General features: G+C 44.2%; 23 protein-coding genes. 18 read left to right on the forward strand and 5 right to left on the reverse strand.

Features of this window, described 5'->3' with window-relative positions; all coding sequences use genetic code 11:
• The 4 genes from EC604_RS23880 to EC604_RS30860 all read left to right on the forward strand — a co-directional run.
• A partial coding sequence (locus tag EC604_RS23880; RefSeq protein WP_123066535.1) for a polysaccharide deacetylase family protein occupies positions 1 to 747 on the forward strand: 747 nt, incomplete at its 5' end.
• Positions 748 to 952: 205 nt separating this feature from the next.
• On the forward strand, positions 953 to 1,447 hold the full coding sequence (locus EC604_RS23885) for an RNA polymerase sigma factor (protein ID WP_123066536.1): 495 nt from the start codon (positions 953 to 955) through the stop codon (positions 1,445 to 1,447).
• Positions 1,444 to 2,463, forward strand: coding sequence for a hypothetical protein (locus EC604_RS23890; RefSeq protein ID WP_123066537.1), 1,020 nt, complete (start codon positions 1,444 to 1,446; stop codon positions 2,461 to 2,463). Before EC604_RS23885 ends, EC604_RS23890 begins: the two co-directional genes overlap by 4 nt.
• A 13-nt stretch (positions 2,464 to 2,476) precedes the next feature.
• The gene (locus tag EC604_RS30860; RefSeq protein ID WP_275670052.1) at positions 2,477 to 2,611 is read left to right on the forward strand and encodes a hypothetical protein; all 135 of its coding nucleotides are present in this window, start codon (positions 2,477 to 2,479) and stop codon (positions 2,609 to 2,611) included.
• Here EC604_RS30860 and EC604_RS23895 read toward each other — a convergent pair.
• A complete protein-coding gene (locus EC604_RS23895) occupies positions 2,608 to 3,471 on the reverse strand; it encodes a LysR family transcriptional regulator (RefSeq protein ID WP_123066538.1) in 864 nt (287 codons plus the stop codon). The two genes, EC604_RS30860 and EC604_RS23895, sit on opposite strands and share 4 nt — an antisense overlap.
• A gap of 173 nt (positions 3,472 to 3,644) precedes the next feature.
• On the opposite strand from EC604_RS23895, the gene EC604_RS23900 reads away from it, so the two are divergent.
• Positions 3,645 to 4,700 carry an alkene reductase gene (locus EC604_RS23900; RefSeq protein ID WP_240037155.1) on the forward strand — a complete coding sequence of 352 codons (1,056 nt, stop codon included), beginning with the start codon at positions 3,645 to 3,647 and terminating at the stop codon, positions 4,698 to 4,700.
• Here EC604_RS23900 and EC604_RS23905 read toward each other — a convergent pair.
• Positions 4,692 to 5,033: a winged helix-turn-helix transcriptional regulator gene (locus EC604_RS23905; protein WP_123066539.1), complete on the reverse strand. Its 342-nt coding sequence runs from the start codon at positions 5,031 to 5,033 to the stop codon at positions 4,692 to 4,694. The two genes, EC604_RS23900 and EC604_RS23905, sit on opposite strands and share 9 nt — an antisense overlap.
• 135 nt (positions 5,034 to 5,168) lie before the next feature.
• Between EC604_RS23905 and EC604_RS23910 the strand changes: the two genes are divergently transcribed.
• Positions 5,169 to 6,083 (forward strand): DsbA family oxidoreductase, encoded by a 915-nt coding sequence (locus tag EC604_RS23910; protein ID WP_123066540.1) that lies wholly within the window; start codon positions 5,169 to 5,171, stop codon positions 6,081 to 6,083.
• Positions 6,084 to 6,347: 264 nt separating this feature from the next.
• Here the strand turns inward: EC604_RS23910 and EC604_RS23915 are convergent, their stop codons facing one another.
• Entirely contained in the window at positions 6,348 to 6,884 is a 537-nt protein-coding gene (locus EC604_RS23915; protein ID WP_123066649.1) for a GNAT family N-acetyltransferase, read from the reverse strand.
• 537 nt (positions 6,885 to 7,421) lie between these two features.
• Between EC604_RS23915 and EC604_RS23920 the strand changes: the two genes are divergently transcribed.
• From EC604_RS23920 to EC604_RS23955, 8 genes are all read left to right on the forward strand, one after another.
• Positions 7,422 to 8,798 (forward strand): cytochrome ubiquinol oxidase subunit I, encoded by a 1,377-nt coding sequence (locus tag EC604_RS23920; protein ID WP_123066541.1) that lies wholly within the window; start codon positions 7,422 to 7,424, stop codon positions 8,796 to 8,798.
• Positions 8,795 to 9,808: a cytochrome d ubiquinol oxidase subunit II gene (locus tag EC604_RS23925; RefSeq protein ID WP_123066542.1), complete on the forward strand. Its 1,014-nt coding sequence runs from the start codon at positions 8,795 to 8,797 to the stop codon at positions 9,806 to 9,808. The genes EC604_RS23920 and EC604_RS23925 overlap by 4 nt, the downstream gene beginning before the upstream one ends.
• 97 nt (positions 9,809 to 9,905) lie before the next feature.
• Complete coding sequence (cydD, locus tag EC604_RS23930) at positions 9,906 to 11,666, forward strand: thiol reductant ABC exporter subunit CydD (RefSeq protein WP_240037177.1); 1,761 nt, start codon at positions 9,906 to 9,908, stop codon at positions 11,664 to 11,666.
• Entirely contained in the window at positions 11,663 to 13,423 is a 1,761-nt protein-coding gene (gene cydC / locus EC604_RS23935) for a thiol reductant ABC exporter subunit CydC (RefSeq protein WP_123066544.1), read from the forward strand. The genes cydD and cydC overlap by 4 nt, the downstream gene beginning before the upstream one ends.
• Before the next feature lie 194 nt (positions 13,424 to 13,617).
• Positions 13,618 to 14,424 (forward strand): CPBP family intramembrane glutamic endopeptidase, encoded by an 807-nt coding sequence (locus EC604_RS23940; protein ID WP_240037159.1) that lies wholly within the window; start codon positions 13,618 to 13,620, stop codon positions 14,422 to 14,424.
• A gap of 212 nt (positions 14,425 to 14,636) precedes the next feature.
• Entirely contained in the window at positions 14,637 to 15,437 is an 801-nt protein-coding gene (locus EC604_RS23945) for a MerR family transcriptional regulator (protein ID WP_240037161.1), read from the forward strand.
• Between the two features lie 44 nt (positions 15,438 to 15,481).
• Complete coding sequence (locus EC604_RS23950) at positions 15,482 to 16,153, forward strand: GNAT family N-acetyltransferase (RefSeq protein WP_205127949.1); 672 nt, start codon at positions 15,482 to 15,484, stop codon at positions 16,151 to 16,153.
• Positions 16,146 to 17,171, forward strand: a complete 1,026-nt coding sequence (locus EC604_RS23955) for an alpha/beta hydrolase family protein (protein WP_123066651.1) — start codon at positions 16,146 to 16,148, stop codon at positions 17,169 to 17,171. The genes EC604_RS23950 and EC604_RS23955 overlap by 8 nt, the downstream gene beginning before the upstream one ends.
• Positions 17,172 to 17,225: 54 nt before the next feature.
• On the opposite strand, the gene EC604_RS23960 is transcribed toward EC604_RS23955, so the two are convergent.
• Positions 17,226 to 18,389, reverse strand: coding sequence for a choline esterase (locus tag EC604_RS23960; RefSeq protein ID WP_123066547.1), 1,164 nt, complete (start codon positions 18,387 to 18,389; stop codon positions 17,226 to 17,228).
• Positions 18,390 to 18,406: 17 nt separating this feature from the next.
• Positions 18,407 to 19,066 carry a TetR/AcrR family transcriptional regulator gene (locus EC604_RS23965; RefSeq protein ID WP_123066548.1) on the reverse strand — a complete coding sequence of 220 codons (660 nt, stop codon included), beginning with the start codon at positions 19,064 to 19,066 and terminating at the stop codon, positions 18,407 to 18,409.
• Positions 19,067 to 19,247: 181 nt separating this feature from the next.
• On the opposite strand from EC604_RS23965, the gene EC604_RS23970 reads away from it, so the two are divergent.
• The 4 genes from EC604_RS23970 (at position 19,248) to EC604_RS23985 (ending at position 22,075) form a co-directional block, all read left to right on the forward strand.
• On the forward strand, positions 19,248 to 19,892 hold the full coding sequence (locus EC604_RS23970; RefSeq protein ID WP_123066549.1) for a hypothetical protein: 645 nt from the start codon (positions 19,248 to 19,250) through the stop codon (positions 19,890 to 19,892).
• Between the two features lie 161 nt (positions 19,893 to 20,053).
• Positions 20,054 to 20,845, forward strand: a complete 792-nt coding sequence (locus EC604_RS23975; RefSeq protein ID WP_123066550.1) for a MerR family transcriptional regulator — start codon at positions 20,054 to 20,056, stop codon at positions 20,843 to 20,845.
• The gene (locus EC604_RS23980; RefSeq protein ID WP_123066551.1) at positions 20,832 to 21,311 is read left to right on the forward strand and encodes a hypothetical protein; all 480 of its coding nucleotides are present in this window, start codon (positions 20,832 to 20,834) and stop codon (positions 21,309 to 21,311) included. Before EC604_RS23975 ends, EC604_RS23980 begins: the two co-directional genes overlap by 14 nt.
• 26 nt (positions 21,312 to 21,337) lie before the next feature.
• Complete coding sequence (locus EC604_RS23985) at positions 21,338 to 22,075, forward strand: GAP family protein (protein WP_123066552.1); 738 nt, start codon at positions 21,338 to 21,340, stop codon at positions 22,073 to 22,075.
• Positions 22,076 to 22,112: the final 37 nt, after the last annotated feature.

Here is a 22,112-nt window from a genome sequence, read left to right on the forward strand (position 1 = left end):
AGTTCACAGATGGCATCCGAGATTACGCGTACCCAACAGACGATTCGTTCGATTACTGGTTCGTCGCCTTCGCTCTTTAGACCACCATATGGCGCCACCAATGCAACGTTGAAGTCGGTCATTAGCCAGAACGGATTGAGAGAAGTATTGTGGAATGTCGATTCACAGGATTGGAATGGGGCAAGTGCCTCACAGATTGTAGCTGCCGTGAATCGTATGGCAAGCGGAGATGTTATTTTGATGCATGATCAGTACCAAACAACACTTCAGGCCATTCCACAGATTGCTCAGAATCTGAAAAACCGTGGCCTGTGTGCCGGCATGATCTCTCCATCCACCGGACGAGCTGTTGCACCGGATGGGGCAACCAACAATCCACCCGCAACGACGGTGAGAATCGAAACGGAGAATATGACCAAGAGCGGACAGTATACCGGGAACATCAGCTCCCCGTTCAACGGTGTTGTCCTGTATGCTAATAATGATGCCGTGCGGACGACGCATAACTTCTCAAGCGGAACGCATTCATTCGCTTTGCGAGGTGCGTCGAACAATGCCAATATGGCCAGAGTGGATCTAAAGATTGGCGGGCAGACGAAAGGCACGTTTTATTTTGGAGGTAGCAGTCCCGCAGTGTATACGCTGAATAATATCAGTCATGGTACCGGAAATCAGGTGATTGAACTGATCGTAACAGCAGATGACGGTACATGGGACGCATATCTCGATTATTTGGAAATAAGTTAGTTCGCAAATTAACCGTTTTGAAGGGGAGCATTTTACCGTTAATGTTAATATGAAACGGGCTATTTCAATGACACGCATTTGGTTGTGTCGTCAGCGAAATAGCCTTTTTTGCGTTTATGCAAGCGAAGATAAAAAAAGTGAAAACAAAATGTGACCAAATGTCGTCCGTAAGAGTGTTTAGGGTATAAAGGAGGGCACAACAACCATGCAGCAAACAACATCTCAACCAAGTGATGAAGTTACGAACATCTATGATACATACGCGGATACGCTGTTCCGGATTGCAATGGTTCACCTCGGCAGGCGGGAAGACGCGGAAGAAGCTACTCAGGACACATTCATCAAATGGATGGAAAAAGCGCCTGCGTTCAACGATGCGGAACATCAAAAAGCATGGATGATTCGGGTGATTACCAATCATTGCAAATCCTTGCTTCGTAAAGGCTGGCGTAAACGGGAAGTCAAGCTGGAAGCCGTGGAGCCCATCACGCTGGATAATTCTGAAGATCGGGCTTTGATTGAACTAGTGTTGTCTCTGCCCGTGAAATATAGATCGGTAGTTCATCTCTATTATTACGAAGACTATGGTATCCGGGACATTAGCAAGATTTTAGAGATTAGTGAATCAGCTGTGAAGATGAGATTACAACGGGGGAGACAACTGTTAAAACTGGAGCTTGAAGGGGAGGAACAACCATGAATGAACAACAATTCAAACAACGATATAAGAAAGCGGTGGATCAGATGAAAACAGATGACCAGATGAAAAAAAGAATCGAACAGAACGTGAATGTCCAGCGTCAATCCACGAAACGCCCTCGTAAATCGCTGTACATCGCAGCGAGTGTTGTAGTCGCAACAAGCATTGGATTGGCAGCACCAACGGTATGGCAACAATGGGGTGGAACGACTGCACCTGCAAAAGAGACTGCGTTAAATTCCGGAGAGGTTAACCAAGGCAAGGTTACCAAAGGAAAGACTGCGATCAAAACTGAAAACTCAAACATTGTTCCCGTAGAGATTCCGAAGACTGAGTTACCCAGTAATGATAAGAATGTTAAGGCAGACATGATTGGACTAGTTGTTTATCATGGCAACGTCTACACCGAATCTGCGACAACGGTGGATGGGGCAGATGCCTTGTCGCTCCGCGGTGAGAAACTGGGCAAAACGACTGGTGGCATCCATGAGCGAAGTGGTGAGGATGACTACAAAGAGCTGGCCTCGACGATTGGTACAGCAGATATTTACACCGTGAAAGGATACGATTCTGATTTTCGGATTATGTCTTATACGGAAATAGACGGTCAAGTCTATGCACAACTGTTTGATAAAACCAATGGTATATCGGTCAGCGGCCTATCTGATCTCCTCGGCAAGCTGAACATGAAGGATCATGTGACTGCGGCACAGTGGGAGAGCTTTGATAGCTGGAATAACGGGTTGCAGCAGCTCCAGCAGTTTCCGGTAGACGACTCACTGAACAACTTTATTGATGCACTATCTCTAGCAGCTCCGGTAGCAGCCAGTCCTGAACTGGATGAACGTCTCTATGGTAGAGAAGATCGTAAAATGATTTATTTGACTCTTGAGGATAAAACCAAGGTTAAACTTGTCCTGTTCGGAGAGGAAGGCATGGTACGTTACGGCTTTGCGCCTGTATTTTTTAAAGTGGAGCAGGGGGCATTCCAGCAATTTTGGAACAGTCTTAAGTAAATAAAAGAGCTGCTTGGATGAGCAGAATGAGCTACCTGGGTATGTAGAACGAGCTACAGTATACAAAGAGAACAGCCATCTGGCTGCTCTCTTTTTTGATGCACATACGGTCGAAGAGTCAGAAAAGTTGTTCGCAATGAAGACCTAGAAGGTTGCACACTTCTCATTTAGCAGCCTCATGAACTGCTGTAGCGCACTGCTGACATATCGATTTTCACCCCGTACAAATGTGGTTGTAGTCGGTGTGAGTACATCGGATAGATTGTGTAACGTGTATGCCTCAGGTTTATTGTGAACAACGCTACAGGGCATAATTGTCACAGCGATTCCGGATTCTACACAGCTAAGTAGATTTTCCATTGTACTGACTTCGATCAATCTTTTGGCCGACAGCCCCTCCTCTGCCAAAAACTTCTCTGTAATTTCACGGTACGGACATCCTTGGGGAAAGACAACCCATGAAAGTTGACAAAATGACTCCAAAGGTGACTCCATTCGTTTCGAGATGATGTGAACCGTATCCTGCATCTCATATTCCACCTTTAACCCTTCCTTCACGCAGGCCCCGCTAATGAAAGCACCATCCAGTTCAGAAGACCGAATTTTATGCCTTAGTACTTTGGGGGAGGTAGCGTTCACCAGCGAAATGGATACGTCTGGATACGTCATCTGATACTCATTCAAAATCTCGATGAAACGACGTGAAGCAGCGGTCTCGACGATTCCGATTTTCAACGTACCCGATGGTTCCTCCGGATCGGCCATCTCTTGTTGCAAATCATGTAGTAGACCTCGAATCCGTGCCGCATAAGCAAGAAACTGCGTCCCTTTTTCCGTGGGTATCACCCCTTTGGAAGATCGGTTAAACAACTGTACCTGGTATTCTTCCTCCAGTTTTTTGATCCGTGTCGTGACATTAGACTGGGCGTAGTTTAGTTCTTTGGCTGCTTGTGAGATTTTGCCCGAGCGTCCAACGGCCAGCATAATATCAATATCAGATAGTTCCATGACAGCCTCCCGAACAGCAATTTTTTTAGGCGAAAAAAAGAACGATTGTTCTTCGTTATTCCTTTAAGGAAAGGTATCACTCTCAGTGATAGTCCTATATATTCTAATCATTTTACGATATGTCTTATTCGTTCTACAATAGTTTTAATTTCAAACAGAGAAGAGGAAATGACATGTCTAAATCCAATTTAAATATGTTTCAACCTGTAACGATCAACCAATGGAAGCTTCGCAACCGTATCGTGATGGCTCCACTGACCAGAGGTTTTGCACGGGATGAGGACGGAACGGTAACCGATGAGATTGCTGCTTATTACGAACAACGAGCTAGAGATGGCGTAGGTTTGATCATTACGGAAGGCATTAATCCGATGCTTTCAGGCAAAGGGACATACGGGATACCTGGATTATACACGGGGGCACAGATCGCTTCATGGAAAAAGGTAACAGAGGCTGTTCATCGACACGGCGGTACGATCATCGCACAATTATGGCATGTGGGGCGCCTCTCGCATTCCGACTTGATCGGAAGGAAGCCCCAAGCACCTTCACCCATCCAAGCGGAGGGGAAGGTGCATAAACTTCACAAGCCCTATGAGTGCCCTCAAGCCATGACTCCATTGGAGATCGAGGATGCCGTCTATCATTTTCAGATGGCTGCGCGCAATGCAGTTTTGTCAGGGTTTGACGGGGTTGAGCTCCATGCAGCACATGGGTATCTGATTGATCAATTCATCAATGAGCGTACGAACAAACGAACAGACCAATATGGCGGCGGTCTTCAGGAGAGACTTCGTTTTTTGAGAGAGATTATTGAGGCGGTAAAAAAAGAAATCAGCGTGGAACGCATAAGCATCCGGTTTTCCGAAAAAAAAGATGATGATCCTTCTTATTCATGGGCCTCTAGAGTCGAGACTCTCCACGCCTATCTGGCGCTGTTTCGTGAAACGGGCATCACCATTCTGCACCCTTCAACCGAAAGTTACGCAAGTGTCTGGTTAGATGGACTCAACTTCCATCAGGCCATTCGGACACAATGGAAACACATCATGATCGGAGTAGGAAATCTTAGTCTGGAGACAGCAGAAGAGGCAATTAAGGGCAGTGTAATTGATCTGGCGGCTTTTGGCCGACCATTCATTGCCAACCCTGATCTGGTACACAAGTGTAAGTCAGGAATTCCGCTAACAGCATACGATAGCACCAGACACTTATCCGTTTTAATATGAATCCGAAGCTTGCTGCATATTTTTTTGACCCCATAACACCATCGATTCAATTAAAGGAACCAGTTCTTTGCCAGATAGTGTGAGTGAATATTCGACTCTTGGCGGAATTTCGTTATATTGCTCCCGATGCACGATTCCGTATTGAATCAAATCTTTCAAACAATTCGTTAACATCGTTGGTGTGATGCCGGGCAGCCTTCTTTTTAATTCGTTATATCGAATACTGTCATCTTCACTCAGGATCGCCAGAATTGGCAGATTCCACTTGCCGCCAATCACCTGAAAAGCATACGTAGCTGGACAGAGTTGATCAAAATTAAAATCATATTTCACGCGAAAACCTCCATTAGTATACTTTTTGATACTTAGTCAGAAAAAGAATCGTACTTGTTCTGTAGATTGTAGATATTATAATCATACTAACACAAAATTAATTCAATAGATAAGATCAAAAAGGATGGGATAATGATGAGTAATGAATCCATGATGTGTGATTTGGAAACGGGTGTATGTGGTGTAAGTGATGAAGAAGAAATGCAAGTGATTAATCTAATGGAGGAAGAGAAAAAAATAACACTTTATTATGCTACAGACCCCATATGCTCACACTGCTGGGCACTGGAACCTGTGTTGAATCGATTTGTAGAAGAGTACGGTCATTATTTTAATGTGGAGACTAAAATGGGTGGTTTGTTAGCAAGCTGGGAAGGGTTCTCCGATGGGGCAAATGGTATTCAGAAACCTGCTGATGTGGCAGGCCATTGGAGAGAAGTGGGCGAGCACTCACGGATGCCGATTGACGGTTCCGTTTGGCTTGAGAACCCAATCCAGTCTTCCTATCCGCCTTCTCGTGTGTTCAAAGTCATAGAGCGGATATATCCTGGGAAAGAACAAGCCTTTCTAAGAATTGCACGTGAAGCCGTATTTGCGATGAATCGAAATATTGGAGAAGATGCCGTGTTGATTGAGCTTGTGGATCAATTGGGTCTCAATGGAAAAGAAATCGTGCACAGCGCTGCTCAGCAATCTGCACAAGACATGTTAGAAGAAGATTTTGAGATGACCGCCCGGCTTGGCGTTCGAGGTTTCCCCTCCATTATTATTGTCAATCAAGAGCAACAGGGAATCAAAGTGGTAGGAGCTCGCGCATTGGAAACGTATGTTCAAGCACTACAACAGATTCTGGGTGAAACGCCGAGGCCGAAGAAGATTGCTGGATTGTCTCACAAAATGAAAGAAGGACATCTTCTGTTCTCCAAAGAAATTGAAGTACTGTATGACGTGGAGAAGGATGCTGTGGAGTCATTTGTACAATCTGAATTAGAAGAGGGCACCTATCAGGTACGGCATATCTTAAATGAATTCGCTGTTAAGCGCGTGTAACTGAACCAGGAAAAAGATAACAATATAATTAGTACATTTATCCATGTATTATTGCAAAATCTTCGAGGTCTGTATTCAAAAAAAGTCACATTAATACATGTGAATATGGGTTGATAATATATGTAGTGTATCCCTGATCTGAATCCACATAGTGAAGTAAATGTATTTTATTAGTTCACTTGCTCTAATCTGATATTAAGTAAAAGCAGCTACCTTGGATGGTAGCTGCTTTTTTTAGATGATATGTTTTAAACGGTAAGCTTCTTAAAAGAGGTTCTTGAAATAAACCAGATGATCCGTCCATTCCTCATGTTCATAGATAAAACCTTTGCGAATACATTCGAACTCCAGACCGACACTTTCAGCCAGCTTGATTGAGGACAGGTTATCCAGATTGATATGTGCTTCCAAACGGTGGAATTTTAAAGACTCGGCTGCAATACGGAGGACCTGACTTACTGCTTCTTTGCCGTATCCTTTTTTCCAGTGCTGATTGTGAATGGTGTACCCAAAGCTCGCCCACTGAAAAGGTTCTCTCGCCAAGGTGGCAATATCGATCATGCCCAAGTGAGTGCCGTCTTCTTTGCGGAAAACCCCAAAGACATATACTTTATCGTTAAGCGCCAGTTCCTGATGCCTTGCTACCAGACGCTCGAACCATTCTAATGTACATTCACTCATATCCATTTTTCCAGGATCGTGTCGATGCTGGGAGGGAGAACGGCTCTCGAATTCGTGAAGCCAGTTCTCGTAATCTTCATCTTGTAGTGGGCGGATCACGAGTCTTTCGGTCTCCGACATGTAATCAAATTTATCTTTAATACTACTCAATAGAACATCTCCTTACACTATGCAACGTTATCATCGTTATGAATCGTTATGAATTGCATGTCTCTCTGTCGGAGGACAGAATTAACTCCAGTGTAACACAGATCATTTCTAATGTTGGTTGGATAATGTCTCAAGGATTCACACGCAATGAATGTGCAATCACCCAATATCACGGCTATGCTCAATAATGCAATAGCCCTAAAGGGTGATTGTGCCTATTTTCACGAAGTTGTCAGAAAGAGTTGAGCCTTTCTTGAACGTTTATGAACAAGGGGGTATCAGTGATTGAATTGCTTAAAATTAAGGATATAATAATTTTGATTATTAGGTCTAAGCCAAAGATTAAGGGGTGACGTAAATCTGGGAGTAGGGAACATCCAACCTTGGATAGCGTTCAAGTGTTACAGAATTAAATGCACTGGACATGTGGCAACCTATCCTTGTATTTTGGTTTGTGATTTTTTTCTCATAATGAATCGAATGGAATTTGAGAGGAGACAATGCAAAATGGCAGTCGATACTGTGTTATGGAGCAGACTCGTAACGGGTTTGACACTTGGATTTCACGTTATTTTTGCAACACTTGGCGTGGGTATACCTCTGATGATTGCGATTGCTGAATTTATCGGAATTCGGAAGAAAGACCCCCACTACATACTTATGGCAAAAAGATGGTCACGAGGTTTTGTCATTTCGGTGGCTGTGGGGGTGGTGACAGGTACAGCGATATCCCTGCAGCTGGCCTTGGTGTGGCCGAATTTCATGAAGCTGGCTGGTAATGTCATCGCATTGCCGCTATTTATGGAAGTGTTCGCCTTCTTTTTTGAAGCGATATTCCTCGGCATTTATCTCTATACATGGGATCGATTCAAAAACCCGTATATTCACTGGCTGCTTACGATCCCGGTTGTCGCCGGGGCAGGCATGTCAGCCGTTTTCATCACAACCGTGAACGGATTCATGAACCAACCGGAAGGATTTGTGATGCAGGCTGGTCAATTTACAGCGGTCAATCCCGTGCAAGCCATGCTGAATACAGCAACGTTCTCTAAAGTGTTCCATGTCTTAAGCTCGGCTTATCTGACAGGGGCGGCTTTGCTCGCCGGGATTGCGGCTCTGGCGATGTTGAAGAGAGGTGCATCTGCTTACCACAAGAAAGGCTTAAACCTGATGATGGCCGTGGTTCTGGTATTCAGTTTGCTGAACACCCTTGCCGGAGATGTATCTGCGAAGTTTTTGGCTGAACACCAACCGGAGAAGTTGGCCGCTGCAGAATGGCATTTTGAGACAGAGAGCGGCGCGGATTTGATCCTGCTTGGTTGGCTGAATGCAGAACATGAGATTATAGGTGCGTTGCATCTGCCCAAGTTGCTCAGCTTTCTGGCCTATGGAGATTTTAATGCTGAAGTCACCGGGCTGAACGAATTTCCACCCGATGAACAACCGCCACTGCTGGTGCATTATCTATTCGATTTGATGGCTGGCATCGGATTTGCTCTACTCGCGATCTCCAGCCTATATTTTCTGTTTGTGTTATGGAAGAAGCGTAATCCGCTGAACAAGTGGATGCTTGGCCTAGTTGCAATCAGCGCACCGCTTGCTTTCCTCGCTGTGGAGATGGGCTGGTTTTATGCCGAAATCGGACGACAGCCATGGATTATTCGGGGGTACATGCGTGTCGAAGAAGCCGCTACATCTTCTCCGAGTGTACGAATTTTATTTTTTGTTTTCTTGCTTTTGTATATCGTGCTTGGCGTGATCTGTGCTCTCGTGTTGAAACGCTTGTTCAATAACAATCCTGCTGAGCTTGAAATGGAACGATGGTTGCAGGCCAAACAAAATAAAACAGCAACAGTTGCGGAGAAAGGAGAGCCATCCCGATGAGTTATGAGTTGATTGGTATTTCAGTGCTCTGGCTGTTTCTGTACGGATATTTGATCGTTGCGTCAATCGATTTCGGAGCTGGATTTTTCGCCTTTTATGCACGCTTGACCAAGCAGGATCATCTGATCAATCGATTAATCTCTCGTTATCTATCGCCAGTATGGGAGATTACGAATGTATTTTTTGTCTTTTTCTATATCGGTATCGTTGGATTTTTCCCAGATACGGCCTCTTATTATGGCGCAGCCTTGATCGTTCCCGGAAGTATCGCCGTTATACTTCTAGCGATCCGTGGCTCGTTCTATGCCTTTGAAAATTACGGTTCCAAGAACAACATCGTGTACCTGTTTCTATATGGAGCAACGGGTTTGTTGATTCCGGCATCTTTGTCCGTAGCTCTGACTTTGTCCGAAGGTGGCTTTATCCTGAAGCAGGGGGAGACAGTTACACTGGATTACTGGGCTTTGTTCACCAATCCGTTATCCTGGAGCATCGTTGGACTGGCGATTGTCTCTGTATTGTTTATCAGTGGAACCTTTCTGACCTTCTACGCCTCACGGGCAGAAGATCAAGGTGCCTTGAAGCTCATGCGGAATTATTCCTTATTTTGGAGCACACCTACGATTATTTTAGCGCTGACTGCATTTATATATTTGGGTCAGCACAATGAACGCCATTTTCAAAATATGATGGATCTCTGGTGGCTTCTCGCTATATCCGTAGCCTTCTTCATGGTTGCCATGTGGTTGCTGTACAACGAACGCCGCTACGGACTTGCTTTTATTTGCATCATGCTACAGTTTTTCTGTGCCTTTTTTGCATATGGCATCGGTCAATATCCATACATCCTTGATCCGTACATCACGATTCAGAGCAGTGCCACCTCGCCAGCCATGGGTTTCGCACTGGTAGTCGTCTTTATCGGAGGACTATGCCTGCTCATTCCATCTCTGATTCTGGTGTTCAAACTGTTCCTGTTTGATGCGGATTATGTCAAAGGCAACAAATAAAAGGGAGGGTCATCCTGTGAAAAGGCAAAGGAAAGAGCGAACCAAACAGCAAGGAAAACAGTCAGGTCGGCAAAAATCGATTCTGATTCAACAGCAGATGTCTTCACTCCGAAAAAGCAGACTTCTCCTTATGGCCTTTTCACTGGCCCTTGGTGCAGCGATCATAAGCCAGGCTGTATTTATGGCAGAATCTGTACAGCGTATTTTTGTAGAAAAGGCAACCTTATCATCGATCATGCCGCTTCTCGGGTTATTACTCACCGTTATGGCTCTACGTACGCTGTTAACATACGGCAACGGGAAAGTTGGTTTGCATATGGCTGCACGTGCGAAAACAAATATGCGTGCCAAGGTGTTACAAAATCTGATTCAAGCTTCCATGTTCTCTGCATTGCAAGGGCAGACGGGAGGCAAGGTCAGCGTTGCCCTAGACGCCGTCGATGAGGCGGACAGCTATTTCAGTCAGTACATGCCGCGCATGATGGAAGCGTCGATTATTCCGATTGTGATTTTGGTAGTTGCCTTCACACTGCATGCCAATACAGGCTGGATTCTGTTGTGTACAGCACCGTTTATTCCATTGTTCATGATTCTCGTTGGTTTGCAGACCAAAAATAAATCCGAAGAAAAGTATGCACAGCTGGCGGAGTTTTCCGGTACGTTCCTCGACTCGCTGCAAGGTCTGGTGACATTGAAAATATTCGGACGGGTGAATCGTCAGCAACAGGAGATCGAACGCAGCAGTCTGGGTTATCGGGATAGCACGATGAGCATTTTGAAGATTGCTTTTACGAATACGTTTATGCTTGAAGCGATTGTCATGTTAAGTATCGGTATCGTTGCGTTAGAGCTTGCCATTCAGCTACTCGTGTATAAATCGATGACTTTTCATACCGCTTTTCTATTGCTGTTGCTCGTTCCGGAGTTCTACAGTTTGTTAAAAAATACAGGTACCGCCTTTCACAGCGGTCGAACAAGCATGGGCGCTATTCGTAAAGTGGAGCAACTAATTGGAGAAAGCGAACAACGAAGTGAGAATTCACAGCCCAAGAAAGATGAGGAGAATTCGTCACATCACCAATTTTTGCCTAGATCGTCGTCAACGAAGTCAGATATGCCGTCATTCATTGAATTAAAAAATGTCCGGTTTCATTATGCCCCAGGTTCGTTTGCACTTGAAACGGGACATGTATCGATAAAACCAGGAGAAAAGCTCGCCATTGTTGGTCCAAGCGGCTCAGGTAAAACAACCTTATTGAGCCTAATCTCCGGTTTGTTACATCCAACCTCGGGAGAAGTTTGTATTAACGGAAGACCGCTTGTACAAATAAACGAAGACGACTGGTTTAAACAGATCAGTTATATTACACAACATCCCTATATTTTTGCAGGCACATTAGCTGAAAATATAACTATAGGTTCAGGAAGGGATGAACCCCGTGCGGAGATAGAGAAAGCGGCTGAACGCGCAGGACTCACTTCACTTATTGCTCTATTGGATAAAGGGTTGGACACCCCTGTTGGGGAAGGAGGGCGTGGGCTTTCTGGGGGAGAAAAACAACGATTAGCTCTCGCTCGCGCTTTTCTGAAGAAGCCTGCCCTCATCCTGTTTGATGAACCTACAGTTGGACTCGACCTGCGTACCGAACAGATTTTGCAACGTTCTATCGCAGCATTGTCACAACAGGCCACCATCATTACGGTGGCACACAGGTTATATACGATTCAGCAAGCAGACCAGATTTGGTTCATGTCGGATGGTGTACTTGCAGATTCGGGAACACATCAGGAGCTGTTAGAACGAGTGCCTGTATATGCCGAGATGGTACAACTTCAGAGAACAGGAGGGATCGCATGAAAGAGTTAGCTGTTCTGTCCAAGGCAATGATGCAGGAACGCAAAGACATTTTGCTTTCTATATTATGCGGATTCATTGCTGGCACAGCAGGTGTAGCCCTTTTCTCCGCAAGCGGATATCTTATCTCGCAAACGGTATTTGCACCGCCACTGTACACCTTGATCGTTCTAACGTCGATGGTCAAACTGCTTGGATTCGTGCGTGCGGCTAGCCGTTATGGCGAGAGACTTGCCTCTCACCGGGCAACCTTTTCCATCCTCAGCCGTTTACGAACCTCATTTTTTGCCAAGCTTATTCCGGTTACGCCTGGAATTTTGAACAAAAACCGAAGCGGAGATCTGCTGGCACGTATTGTAGGTGATGTAGAGAGCTTGCAGCATTATTTTCTGCGTGTTGCTTATCCGCCTATTATGGTGGTGATGGTATTCCTGAGCACCGTCCTGTTTACAGCCGTTTTTTCATTCTGGATTGCGTGTTTACTCATCGTTGGTATGTTGATTACAGCCTTTGTTGTCCCAAACCTGGTGCTGATCGGTCAACGTAAGATCAACGAACATGTACGCCAGCAACGGGCAAAGCTATCTACAGAGGTTACCGAAGTATTGTATGGTTTCCGTGACTTGAAAGTATATGGACAATTGGCAGAGCGTGAGCGGCAGCTTCAGCAGGATTCGGCTGAACTCGCAACGCAGCAACAACGTGCCGCTACACAATTGGTGCTGGGACAATCCATGCATGTTTTTGTCACCTATCTCGTCACATGGGGTGTGCTGGTAATCAGTGCTTTTCTCATTGCAGACGGAGTCTTTGCCGGTGTGTATCTTGCGATGTTGATTCTGGCAACACAAACGATGTTTGAAGAATCCGCAGCAATGGCCGTGTTACCAGCGTATAAGTTGGACAGCGAGAATGCTGCGAAACGTTTGGCTGAAACTGTGCCTGATCAGCAGAACAAAGGATACGATGATCAATCTCATTCATCATCTAAAACCCATTTATCTCTGGAGGTCGATGCAGAAGGGGAAGCGGTAACCATTGAACTGTCTCATGTTTCTTTTCAATATGAAGGGGAGTGGAGATCTGCGCTAAATGACGTCTCACTCTACCTTGCACCTGGCTCCAAAACGGCGATTGTCGGGGCAAGTGGCTCTGGAAAATCTACCATTTTGGATTTGCTTCTCAAGCTACGGACGCCTGCTGCTGGCAAAATAAAATTCAATGCCATCTCGGTGAATGAATGGAATGAAACAAACATATGGCAAAATACCCGTGCTGTGTTGCAACAAAGCCACTTTTTCCGGGGAACGATTCGCGATAATCTGCTACTCAGTGGTGAGTCTCACTCCGATGAATATGTGCAAGATATACTCCATCAAGTTCAACTGTTCAATACATCTTTGGACGACTCCGTATACGAAAAAGGAGAAAATCTGTCCGATGGCGAGAAGCAGCGGCTGGCTCTGGCCCGTGCCATGTTACGCAAGGGCAGGTTATGGTTGCTGGACGAACCAACTTCTTCGCTGGACTACGTTACGGAAGCACGTGTGCTACAGAACTTGCTGACACAGGCGGTTGAGGACACGCTGCTACTCGTCTGTCACCGTTTGACAGGACTTGAACGGATGGATCAGATTGTGGTCATGGATCAAGGCCAGATTGTCGAAACAGGCTCGTTCGAAGAGTTGATGGAACGTAAAGGTTATTTTTACGAGATGAAGAAGATTGAACTGCAGATGATTGGAGAGCAAGGTGCCTAACTCTATGAAGCAAAGCCGCACATAAGCGGCTTTTTTGCGTTAGATTCGAAACTGCCAACCGGCTGAATGGTTACTTTGCTCCAAAGTATTGTAAATACGACGATCCATTGCGAAGGATTGCTTGAAAGCAATATTCACATCATACATATATACTAAGGGTAACTAGTCCAATCATGTGAGGAGGTTCGGTTGAGGTGAGAAAAATAATGCAGTTTCCGCTCGTATGGATGTTTACAGGTGTTACTCTCCTGGGCCTGTCCGGTTTCATGACCCAAAAGCTGTTCGTTGATTCGCAAGGCATTCTGTCGATTATGCTGGCACTTGCAGGAGGTATCGTTTCCATTGTGGTCTACTGGTTTGTAATGAAATTCATGGCAGGGCGCAAGGTACAGGAATTGCAACTTCGACATGCAGGAATCGAATTAATCTTAGGCTCAGGAGTTGGTCTGATCTTGATTGGTGTTTCTGTCGGGATCATCACGTTGCTTGGTGGATACAGCTTTACATGGTCAGCGACGAACGCGGTTGGTTCTATTGTGGCTTTGGCGATCGGTGCAGCCATTGTGGAGGAATTGATCTTTCGAGGCCTGTTCCTGCAAGCGATTGAAAAGCGACTTGGAAGCTGGATCGCTTTGGCTATAACTTCGCTATTTTTCGGTTTGGCTCATCTGCCAAATCCCGGAGCAACACTCTGGAGTTCCGTTGCTATTGTCATAGAGGCAGGCATTTTGCTCGGAGCCGGGTTTCTGTGGCGGCGTAATCTGTGGTTTGTCATCGGACTACATTTTGCATGGAATGCACTGGAGGGAATGCTGGGTATACCGGTGTCAGGCATAGCAACGCAAGGCTTTTTTGATGTACAGCTATCCGGAGCGCCTTGGTTGACAGGGGGAAGCTTCGGACTGGAGGCATCCATTGTACCGATCATCGTCAGTTTGCTGATCGCCATCCCTATGCTGATTAGCGCATATCACAAAGGAAATATGAAGTTCAAGAGATAGGCAAGCTAACCGGACTTTTTTTCGAAATTCTTGCAAAATACGTACGTGAAGGGTGAACCGCAAAATGGTTTTCCCTTCTTTGTGATGTTTCCGTACATTCATATTTCCAGACATACATAAAGGATCATAAGAAATTGAAAATTAATCTTGACCTTAGGTCAGACCTAAGGTTTATGCTAACTATAGATAAGAGAACAAAGGTGGAGTTTACGATGAATGAAATGAAAGATGTAATTACGATTAGCGAGCTGGCTAAGCTCATGCAAGTATCCGTACATCAGATTCGTTATTTCGAAGAAAAAGGGGTATTACACCCGGCTTTTACAGGTGAAAATCAATACCGAATGTATGGGATGAATGAAGTGTACCGTTTAGCTCATATTTTATTGCTGCGTAAGATGGGCTTGTCTGTGCAAGTGATCCAAGATTGCCTGTCCCATCTGACGGCCGAGCAGATCATGCCGATTTTCCGTCAGGCGCTGACAGATACAGAGGCGGAGATCCGAAGGCTGCGGGACACCAAACATTTTATTGAGAAGTTGCTTGAGAAAAAAGAGTCCATTTCCCAAAAATCCATCCAGACAGAGGGAGGTGCTTATTCGATCATTCATCGTGACGAAGTTTCATTGTCTCTGTGGTTTGAGATGCAAGATGCTGAAAGTCTGGGAGCTCAAAGGTTAGTCGAGCATCGAGGCAACATTTCCAATCTGTTCGAAGCGGATATTCATTATGTGTACAACGATTCAGGCACCATCGGATTGTATACGCAAGAGGAGAACAGGCAGAGTGATCTGATATTGCCTACCGGTTCATATCTTTCCTGTACACTTTTTGTACAAAATGAAGAACGAATCGCCAAAACAATTCAAGAGTTCTATGCTTATGCTGAAGAGAAGGGTTACCTATGTTCAGGGCCATTGATTATGGTCGAAAAATCATATTTATCTCTGTTTACACCTGACCAGCTCCATTATGAGCTTCTCTCGTATGTTTCGAACCCGGAGGCGGAATAGTAATGAGCCATCTTTTCAACACATATTTCAATAAGACGAATCTCATGAACAGCAAACTAAATCAAACGAATCTCATCCGGATCGAACCTATAACCCTTAAGCAATATCCGGCTGCGGCAAAAATAATGGCTTATGGCTTCGGGCACAAATTTCAGAAGTTATTTTCTGTGTCTACAACGGACATGGCTTTTGTTTTTGAACAATTGTTACTTTACAGTCCGCATCAGACAGGCAGTCTGCGGTTCGTAGCGCTAGAAAATGATGTGCTCGTAGGCACGATGGCTTTAAAGTGGAAGGGGAGCGAGGTTATCCAAAAGGCTAATAATCCCCGGCTCAATTGGTGGAGCATGCGCAGTCACATCGGGTGCTGGAAGTTGCTTCGTATCATGGCAGGTATACATTTACTCAAACACGAGCCTGAGGTAGGTGAATGTTATATCGAAGACATCACTGTAGATCCGCACTCTCAAGGCAAAGGCGTTGGCAGACAGCTGTTGGCTTACGCAGAGCAATACATGTTTCAAACGGCTCAGTTATCTTACCTCAGTCTGCATGTAGCTCGTCACAACCAGAAAGCGGTACGGATGTATGAACGGTATCATTTTCGCAAACAAAGTAGCACGAACAGCCTATTAACCGCTATGTTCCTTGGTGAAAATGAGTGGAATTACATGACCCGTAGAGGAGACAACAACATTGAAACACCACATGTTTAAACATAAAAAAATTTGGATTTCATTCCTTATCATCATTGTATTATGTGCGGGTACAAGCCTATATATCATTGCACAGCAAGACTATAACATGATAGAACGATCCGTGGAGATTCCCACCCCACAAGGGAAATTAACGGGTATTCTTACCCTTGCTAAAAAGGATACCGGGACAGAAAAGCTTGGTTTAGTGGTCTTCATCCATGGAGATGGCCCCCTCGATGCAACGCATAGTGAAGGTTACAAACCGCTGTGGGAACGTCTTGCCTCGCTCGGTTATGCGTCCTTGTCACTGGACAAACGTGGCATCGGAGGTTCAGAGGGGAACTGGCTGAATCAGAGTATCGATGATCGTGTCGTTGAAGCACAACAGGCGATTGCTTGGGCCAAAAAACAACCGATGATTGACGGTTCCCGGATTGGTGTATGGGGAGCAAGTCAGGCCGGCTGGGTCATTCCGAGGCTTGCAGGTAAGGAACATCTCGCATTTAGCATTCTGGTATCACCAGCGATCAACTGGCTGAAGCAAGGGGAATACAATACACGGAGTCAGATGGCCAAGGACAGGCATACACAACAGGAGATTGAAGCGCAGGTGGATTACGATAATCAGATTAAAGATATTTTAAAACGCCACGGCTCTTATGAAGAATACACGAAACATGTTCGGAAGGACGACGAACCAATGTCTCGTGAACGTTGGAGCTTTGTCAGCAAAAACTTTAATTCTGATGCTACCGAGAGTCTGCAAAATTTTAAAACTCCGGTGTTGCTACTGCTTGGTGAAAATGACGTAAATGTGGATATTCAAGATACGGAGCGTACCTATCGTAAGGAGGTTCATCCTGGTTACTTGCTTCATGTCAAAACGTTTCAACATACCGAGCATTCTATGTTACCTACATCGATTGCCGGATCAGAATGGAAGATGGGACTGCGTTTTTTATTTGCCCCAAGAAGCATAACAACGGAAGGGTATATGGATGAAATCGAGACGTTTTTGACGAAACTTGCGTTGTAGAGAAAAAAGAGCATGTATGCCTTATATACAAGCTCTTTTTGAACTGAATACCTTCTACTGAATTAACCCTGTGCTATTTTGTCTGGTCTTCTTGATCAAGTCCACGCCATCGTATGCCAGACTTTCAACATTTGCTGCCTTCTGAAGTATGTAATGATCAAAAAAGTTCTTCGTATAATCTGTAACCAGATTTCGCATCTCCATAGCATCCCGTTCGCCTCTGAGTTCCTTATTAACATGGGTAAACACGATGTCGCAATAATCTAAATGCGAAACACGGTCAACTGAGAAATAATAGGTTTCCATACTGTTGTTAGCACCAATTATCACATTCATGTTATAGTTCGGTTCACAAAACAGAAGTAAGAAGGTTTTTTTTAGATTGCTGTCAAGAAGACCAAACGCACCGCTATCAAGTCCAATCCCGCAAATGAACCGGTCGTCGTCCCGGCAAACGATCGCCGTCGTAAGCCCTCCATAAGAATGCCCGACGATGCCGATGCCAATGTCCAGCAACAATCTGCCTTTAAAGATGGAATTCAACTCTCCAGAGTCCAGGTTGTAAAGATAATCGGCCACATATCTTATATCTTCTGCCTGTAATTCACTATACTCTGTTAGCTTGGCAAGGATCGGTAGTGCAAGCACGTTACGGCACATTTCCATGGCCGTTTCATCGTCAGGCCGCATTTCCATTTTACCAGCTAACGCCAACATCTCCGGATCTTCAGAAAAAGCCATGATGACATCCGAAAAATCCTTGGATATATTAAACAGGCGTCCGTCTTTACGCTTATACATCGTGCTGTTCGGATGGCCGATACTTACTACAACATATCCTATGCTTGCCAGGTCTGTGCATATTACGGTACCCCATTCTGGAGAACCTCCACCACCGCAAACATAGAACAAAACCGGATAGCGCTTTTGTTTCCCTGAAAGAGCGATGTCATCATAACATTGGGTCTTGATATCAATAGAGAAAAAATCCTTCCCTTCAAGATATGCAGTGACAAGAGGTTGCTCATTAAACATTTCGTAGACTTCTGGAAACATGTATGTGGATGTCGACTTACCTTCGCTGCTGTCGGAAGGATAGTATACAAATGCCGTCAGTTCTCTTATTGAGTTATCTGATGCTGTATATTCAAAATCCATCTGGGTTCGACCGACCGTATATCCGCCAATAGGCTCTGGAAATGAATCATACGTCTTCATTTTTTGTCCTCCTTTATCTACTCCTTGGCTTTCTTGAAATCGCTAACTAGTGCAGCATATTGATGATCTTCAAGCAGTCCATGACCCATAAAGTCAGCAAAGTACATGCTAATCCTGTGTTGCAGCTTGGAGTCCTTAATATCAAATTCTCTGAAAAACATAACTAAATTAAACTGCATGGACTCAAACATAAAAGCAATCAAATCATCGTCAAGATCGGGTCGAAGATATCCATCAACCCTCATTCGGCGTAAAATTCCTTTGATTAAAGGGAAAGACTCGCCCTTTAGCACATTCAGATATACTTTAAGTAAAACGTCCTCAGGAATATTTAAAAATGTTTCAGTGAGTTTGATCTCTAACTCATTCAGCGGCTCAGTTACCAAACCATTCGTATTACCAAATAAACGGGTAAGAAAAAATTGGTTAAGGGAATCCCCATCATTGTTATTAAAACATGCAGCTCTTTTCCGGGTCACATTACGAATTAAGAGACAATAAAGATCATCTTTGTCCTCGAAATATCGATAAAATGTTCCGGGATGCATAGACAAGCGATCGAAAACCATCTTCATTGTTATATCCTCGTAAGGATGATCAACAAAAAGATGCATAGCACGATTAGATATTTCCTCACGCCTTGCTTCATTTAAACGAAAGAACGAATGTTTAGGCATAGATTACTCCTTCATATATAGTGTGAACTAATTCACACTATATCGATAATACATTCACATGTCAAATCGTATAGATTGATTTTCAAGATTTTTTTCCCAAAAGTTGCTTTTACTTCTGGTATAATAATATTTTGATCATCTATTGATAAGTAATCCATCATGAAAGGAATGAAGGCCGGGAGTGAGTAGGTGGGAAATTGTTTCTTATGTTGCTATATTTGTTTACACGCTTGTGATGTTGTTGAATGACCAATCGATTTTACTTGTGTTAGGTACAGTGCTGGTTGCTGGACTCATTATGTTTAGCATTTTTGTTTTATATCCTATGGTCTGGGAAACACGTATGGATCGGTTAGAGGCTTTTTTAAGAAGAAAACAACATGCGCCCTATATTTATATTAATTATGCGACAGCCAACAGGTTGGATGAAGAAGTTGAGCTCACGATGGAAAAGCTGATGAGCAATACATCGGCCAGCAAGTCGACGAAGGCCAACTATCAGGCAGCATACGGTGCTTACCGAAAGGATCTGTTTACCGTGAGAAAAGCGGTACGCGAGATGCATAAATCGGTTTATCGTACATACTATGAAACGTTTGTCCTGATCGAAGAAGGAGAGACTGAACGAGCCAGAGAGCATTTAAGTTCCATTAAAAGAGAGTGGATGCGATTTGCCCTTCTAGCCAAAATTGAGCGTAAGCTGAATCATTACAAGGAAGCCGAAGAGTTGGCTGCGCAAGCCGTAAAAGCTAGTAAAGGAGTTAATCGATACGCGATGACGAAAGAATACGAAAGATATTACACTAAAGAACAGCAGGCACAATGATAGAAACTGCTCTCAAGGAGAAAGAAAATTCATATCACAGCGAGGACGATGTCAGCATCGTCTTTTTGTCGTTTTATTGAGCAATTATCCATCGAGATTCCGGGGCTTTACCATAACGTATACGTTATGGTTTATAATGTTTTCAGGAAGGGGAGGTAAGCATGATCCTGATCGGAGAATTAGCGAAAAAAACAAATATCAGCAAAAGAACACTCCATTATTATGAACAGATCGAACTGTTACAACCGACACTTATTACGGAAAATGGGTATCGATACTATGATGAAAGTGCTATCCTTCGCCTGCAAAAAATTCTTCTGTTGAAGTCCATCGGCTATACATTAGAACAGATTAAAGAACTGTTTCAGAACCAAGAAAATAAGGGAGAACATGAAAACTGGGTGGCCTCTTTAAACGAACAAATAGAGCTTATTGAACAGAAAAAAGAAGAATTAAGCCGGAAGCAATATTATCTCAGATCAACCCTTCATACGTTGAAATTGGGAGGAATGAGCGATCTCGAAAGTTTATTGCAGATTATTTCCCAAATGGAGGATCGGAAGCTCTCTGAAGGGATAATTCGTCCCGAATTCAGCGATGATTTACAGTTAACATCAAGGGAAATGGATATACTGAATCATCTGCCTATACTCGGGAGTAACGATCCGCGAATGGAGGAACTTTTAACTATTTTCCAACGTGTACGATCCTTGATGCCTTCATCTCCCTATTCTGCAGAGGTTCAAGTCATTGCCAAGCAATTGTATGAAACAGCATTAAAGCTGTTTGATCATGATGAAAAACTACTTGACAAGTATTGGGAACTTATTAATCCAAGAGATGCGTCTGAGCCTGTAGTCATGGGCATGGATGAAGAATTCATGTCCTATGTTGATGAGATGATCCGCTTTTTTCTAAAACAAAGAGAGGACATTGCTAATGAAGGGGATTAAACAAAACAGGACACAAAGTAAAAATATGTGGCTTCTGTTATTGCTCTCCGGTCTACTCATCATATTCTCAGCTTGTGGAATGACAGCAGAAGATACTTTGAATGAACTGGATCGTGAGAAGTCAAAACAAAATACAGCGCATGACTCGGAGGGAATCGTCGTTGAGGTGCTTGTTGAAAGTGATGTTAATTCGGCATCTGATCTGGAAGTAAAGATCAATGCTCGAAAAAATCCGGAAAGTGTGTATTGGGATACGATTGAAGTTCCATACAAAGATAGATTTGTTATCCCAAAAGATACGTTTATTCCTCTGCTCTCAACTTACGTTAGGGCAAAAGCAAATGACAGTGCAAGCTGGGTAAGCTGTTCCATTTGGTACGATGGGGAGTTAGTTGCATCTCATAAGTCCCGAGGGAGCGGTGCGAAGGCTGTCTGTGAGAAGAAGTTCCAGCTGGGGCCAGGATAACTTCACTAAAGGGAGCGAGGAACACAATGACATTGACAGCACTGGTATCTACTCTTGTACTGCTGGCATTAATTGATTCAACAAGTGTAGGTACTCTTTTAATTCCGATCTGGTTACTGATGACACCCCAGCGTGTTCGAGTGGATCGGTTTTTGATCTATTTATTCACAGTGTCTGGTTGTTACTTTGTTATAGGTCTCATCATCATGTTTGGAACGGATTCATTTCTGAACCAATATGCACCCCTAATGGAATCTCAGCCCTTCCTGTTAGGACAACTGGTGATAGGTATATTGTTAATGGTTATAAGCCAACTCATGGATACAAAAAAATCTCGTGCACGTGCTGCGGAACGTGCAGGAAGCGGAGAAGGTACTATTTTAAAATGGAGGGCTCGTGTTACGGGAGAAACGGTTTCCAGCAGAAGCTCTATTACTATACTTATCGGGCTTGCCCTGACCGCGGTTGTGCTGGAACTTGGAACAATGTTGCCCTATCTAGCAGCCATAGGAGTGTTAGTTAGTGAAGGACCTGCCTGGCCTATGTCGGGGATTCTGTTACTGGGATATTGCTTCGTTATGATAGTACCTTCGCTCATTTTGCTGGCAGGGAGATTGCTCGCTTACCCTGTTTTGAAACAACCTTTAGCTAAAATGGATAGCTGGCTGGTGAACAATGCACAGAATGCTACAGCCTGGATTGTAGGTATCGTTGGCTTTCTGCTGACGGTTAATGCAGTTTATGATTTAGGCTGGTTTCAGTGAGACGTGGGGTATGAGCCGTGTTGACAGTACCCGGATC

Source organism: Paenibacillus amylolyticus (assembly GCF_003719335.1).
GTDB classification, from domain to species: domain Bacteria; phylum Bacillota; class Bacilli; order Paenibacillales; family Paenibacillaceae; genus Paenibacillus; species Paenibacillus amylolyticus_D.

Bases quoted from the DNA above. Each gene is read 5' to 3' on its own strand.
- EC604_RS23885 (WP_123066536.1), top strand. From the start codon at position 953: ATGCAGCAAACAACATCTCAACCAAGTGATGAAGTTACGAACATCTAT.
- EC604_RS23890 (WP_123066537.1), top strand. From the start codon at position 1,444: ATGAATGAACAACAATTCAAACAACGATATAAGAAAGCGGTGGATCAG.
- EC604_RS23895 (WP_123066538.1), bottom strand. From the start codon at position 3,471: ATGGAACTATCTGATATTGATATTATGCTGGCCGTTGGACGCTCGGGC.
- EC604_RS23900 (WP_240037155.1), top strand. From the start codon at position 3,645: ATGTCTAAATCCAATTTAAATATGTTTCAACCTGTAACGATCAACCAA.
- EC604_RS23910 (WP_123066540.1), top strand. From the start codon at position 5,169: ATGAGTAATGAATCCATGATGTGTGATTTGGAAACGGGTGTATGTGGT.
- EC604_RS23915 (WP_123066649.1), bottom strand. From the start codon at position 6,884: ATGTCGGAGACCGAAAGACTCGTGATCCGCCCACTACAAGATGAAGAT.
- EC604_RS23920 (WP_123066541.1), top strand. From the start codon at position 7,422: ATGGCAGTCGATACTGTGTTATGGAGCAGACTCGTAACGGGTTTGACA.
- EC604_RS23925 (WP_123066542.1), top strand. From the start codon at position 8,795: ATGAGTTATGAGTTGATTGGTATTTCAGTGCTCTGGCTGTTTCTGTAC.
- cydD (WP_240037177.1), top strand. From the start codon at position 9,906: ATGTCTTCACTCCGAAAAAGCAGACTTCTCCTTATGGCCTTTTCACTG.
- cydC (WP_123066544.1), top strand. From the start codon at position 11,663: ATGAAAGAGTTAGCTGTTCTGTCCAAGGCAATGATGCAGGAACGCAAA.
- EC604_RS23945 (WP_240037161.1), top strand. From the start codon at position 14,637: ATGAATGAAATGAAAGATGTAATTACGATTAGCGAGCTGGCTAAGCTC.
- EC604_RS23950 (WP_205127949.1), top strand. From the start codon at position 15,482: ATGAACAGCAAACTAAATCAAACGAATCTCATCCGGATCGAACCTATA.
- EC604_RS23955 (WP_123066651.1), top strand. From the start codon at position 16,146: ATGTTTAAACATAAAAAAATTTGGATTTCATTCCTTATCATCATTGTA.
- EC604_RS23960 (WP_123066547.1), bottom strand. From the start codon at position 18,389: ATGAAGACGTATGATTCATTTCCAGAGCCTATTGGCGGATATACGGTC.
- EC604_RS23965 (WP_123066548.1), bottom strand. From the start codon at position 19,066: ATGCCTAAACATTCGTTCTTTCGTTTAAATGAAGCAAGGCGTGAGGAA.
- EC604_RS23975 (WP_123066550.1), top strand. From the start codon at position 20,054: ATGATCCTGATCGGAGAATTAGCGAAAAAAACAAATATCAGCAAAAGA.
- EC604_RS23980 (WP_123066551.1), top strand. From the start codon at position 20,832: ATGAAGGGGATTAAACAAAACAGGACACAAAGTAAAAATATGTGGCTT.
- EC604_RS23985 (WP_123066552.1), top strand. From the start codon at position 21,338: ATGACATTGACAGCACTGGTATCTACTCTTGTACTGCTGGCATTAATT.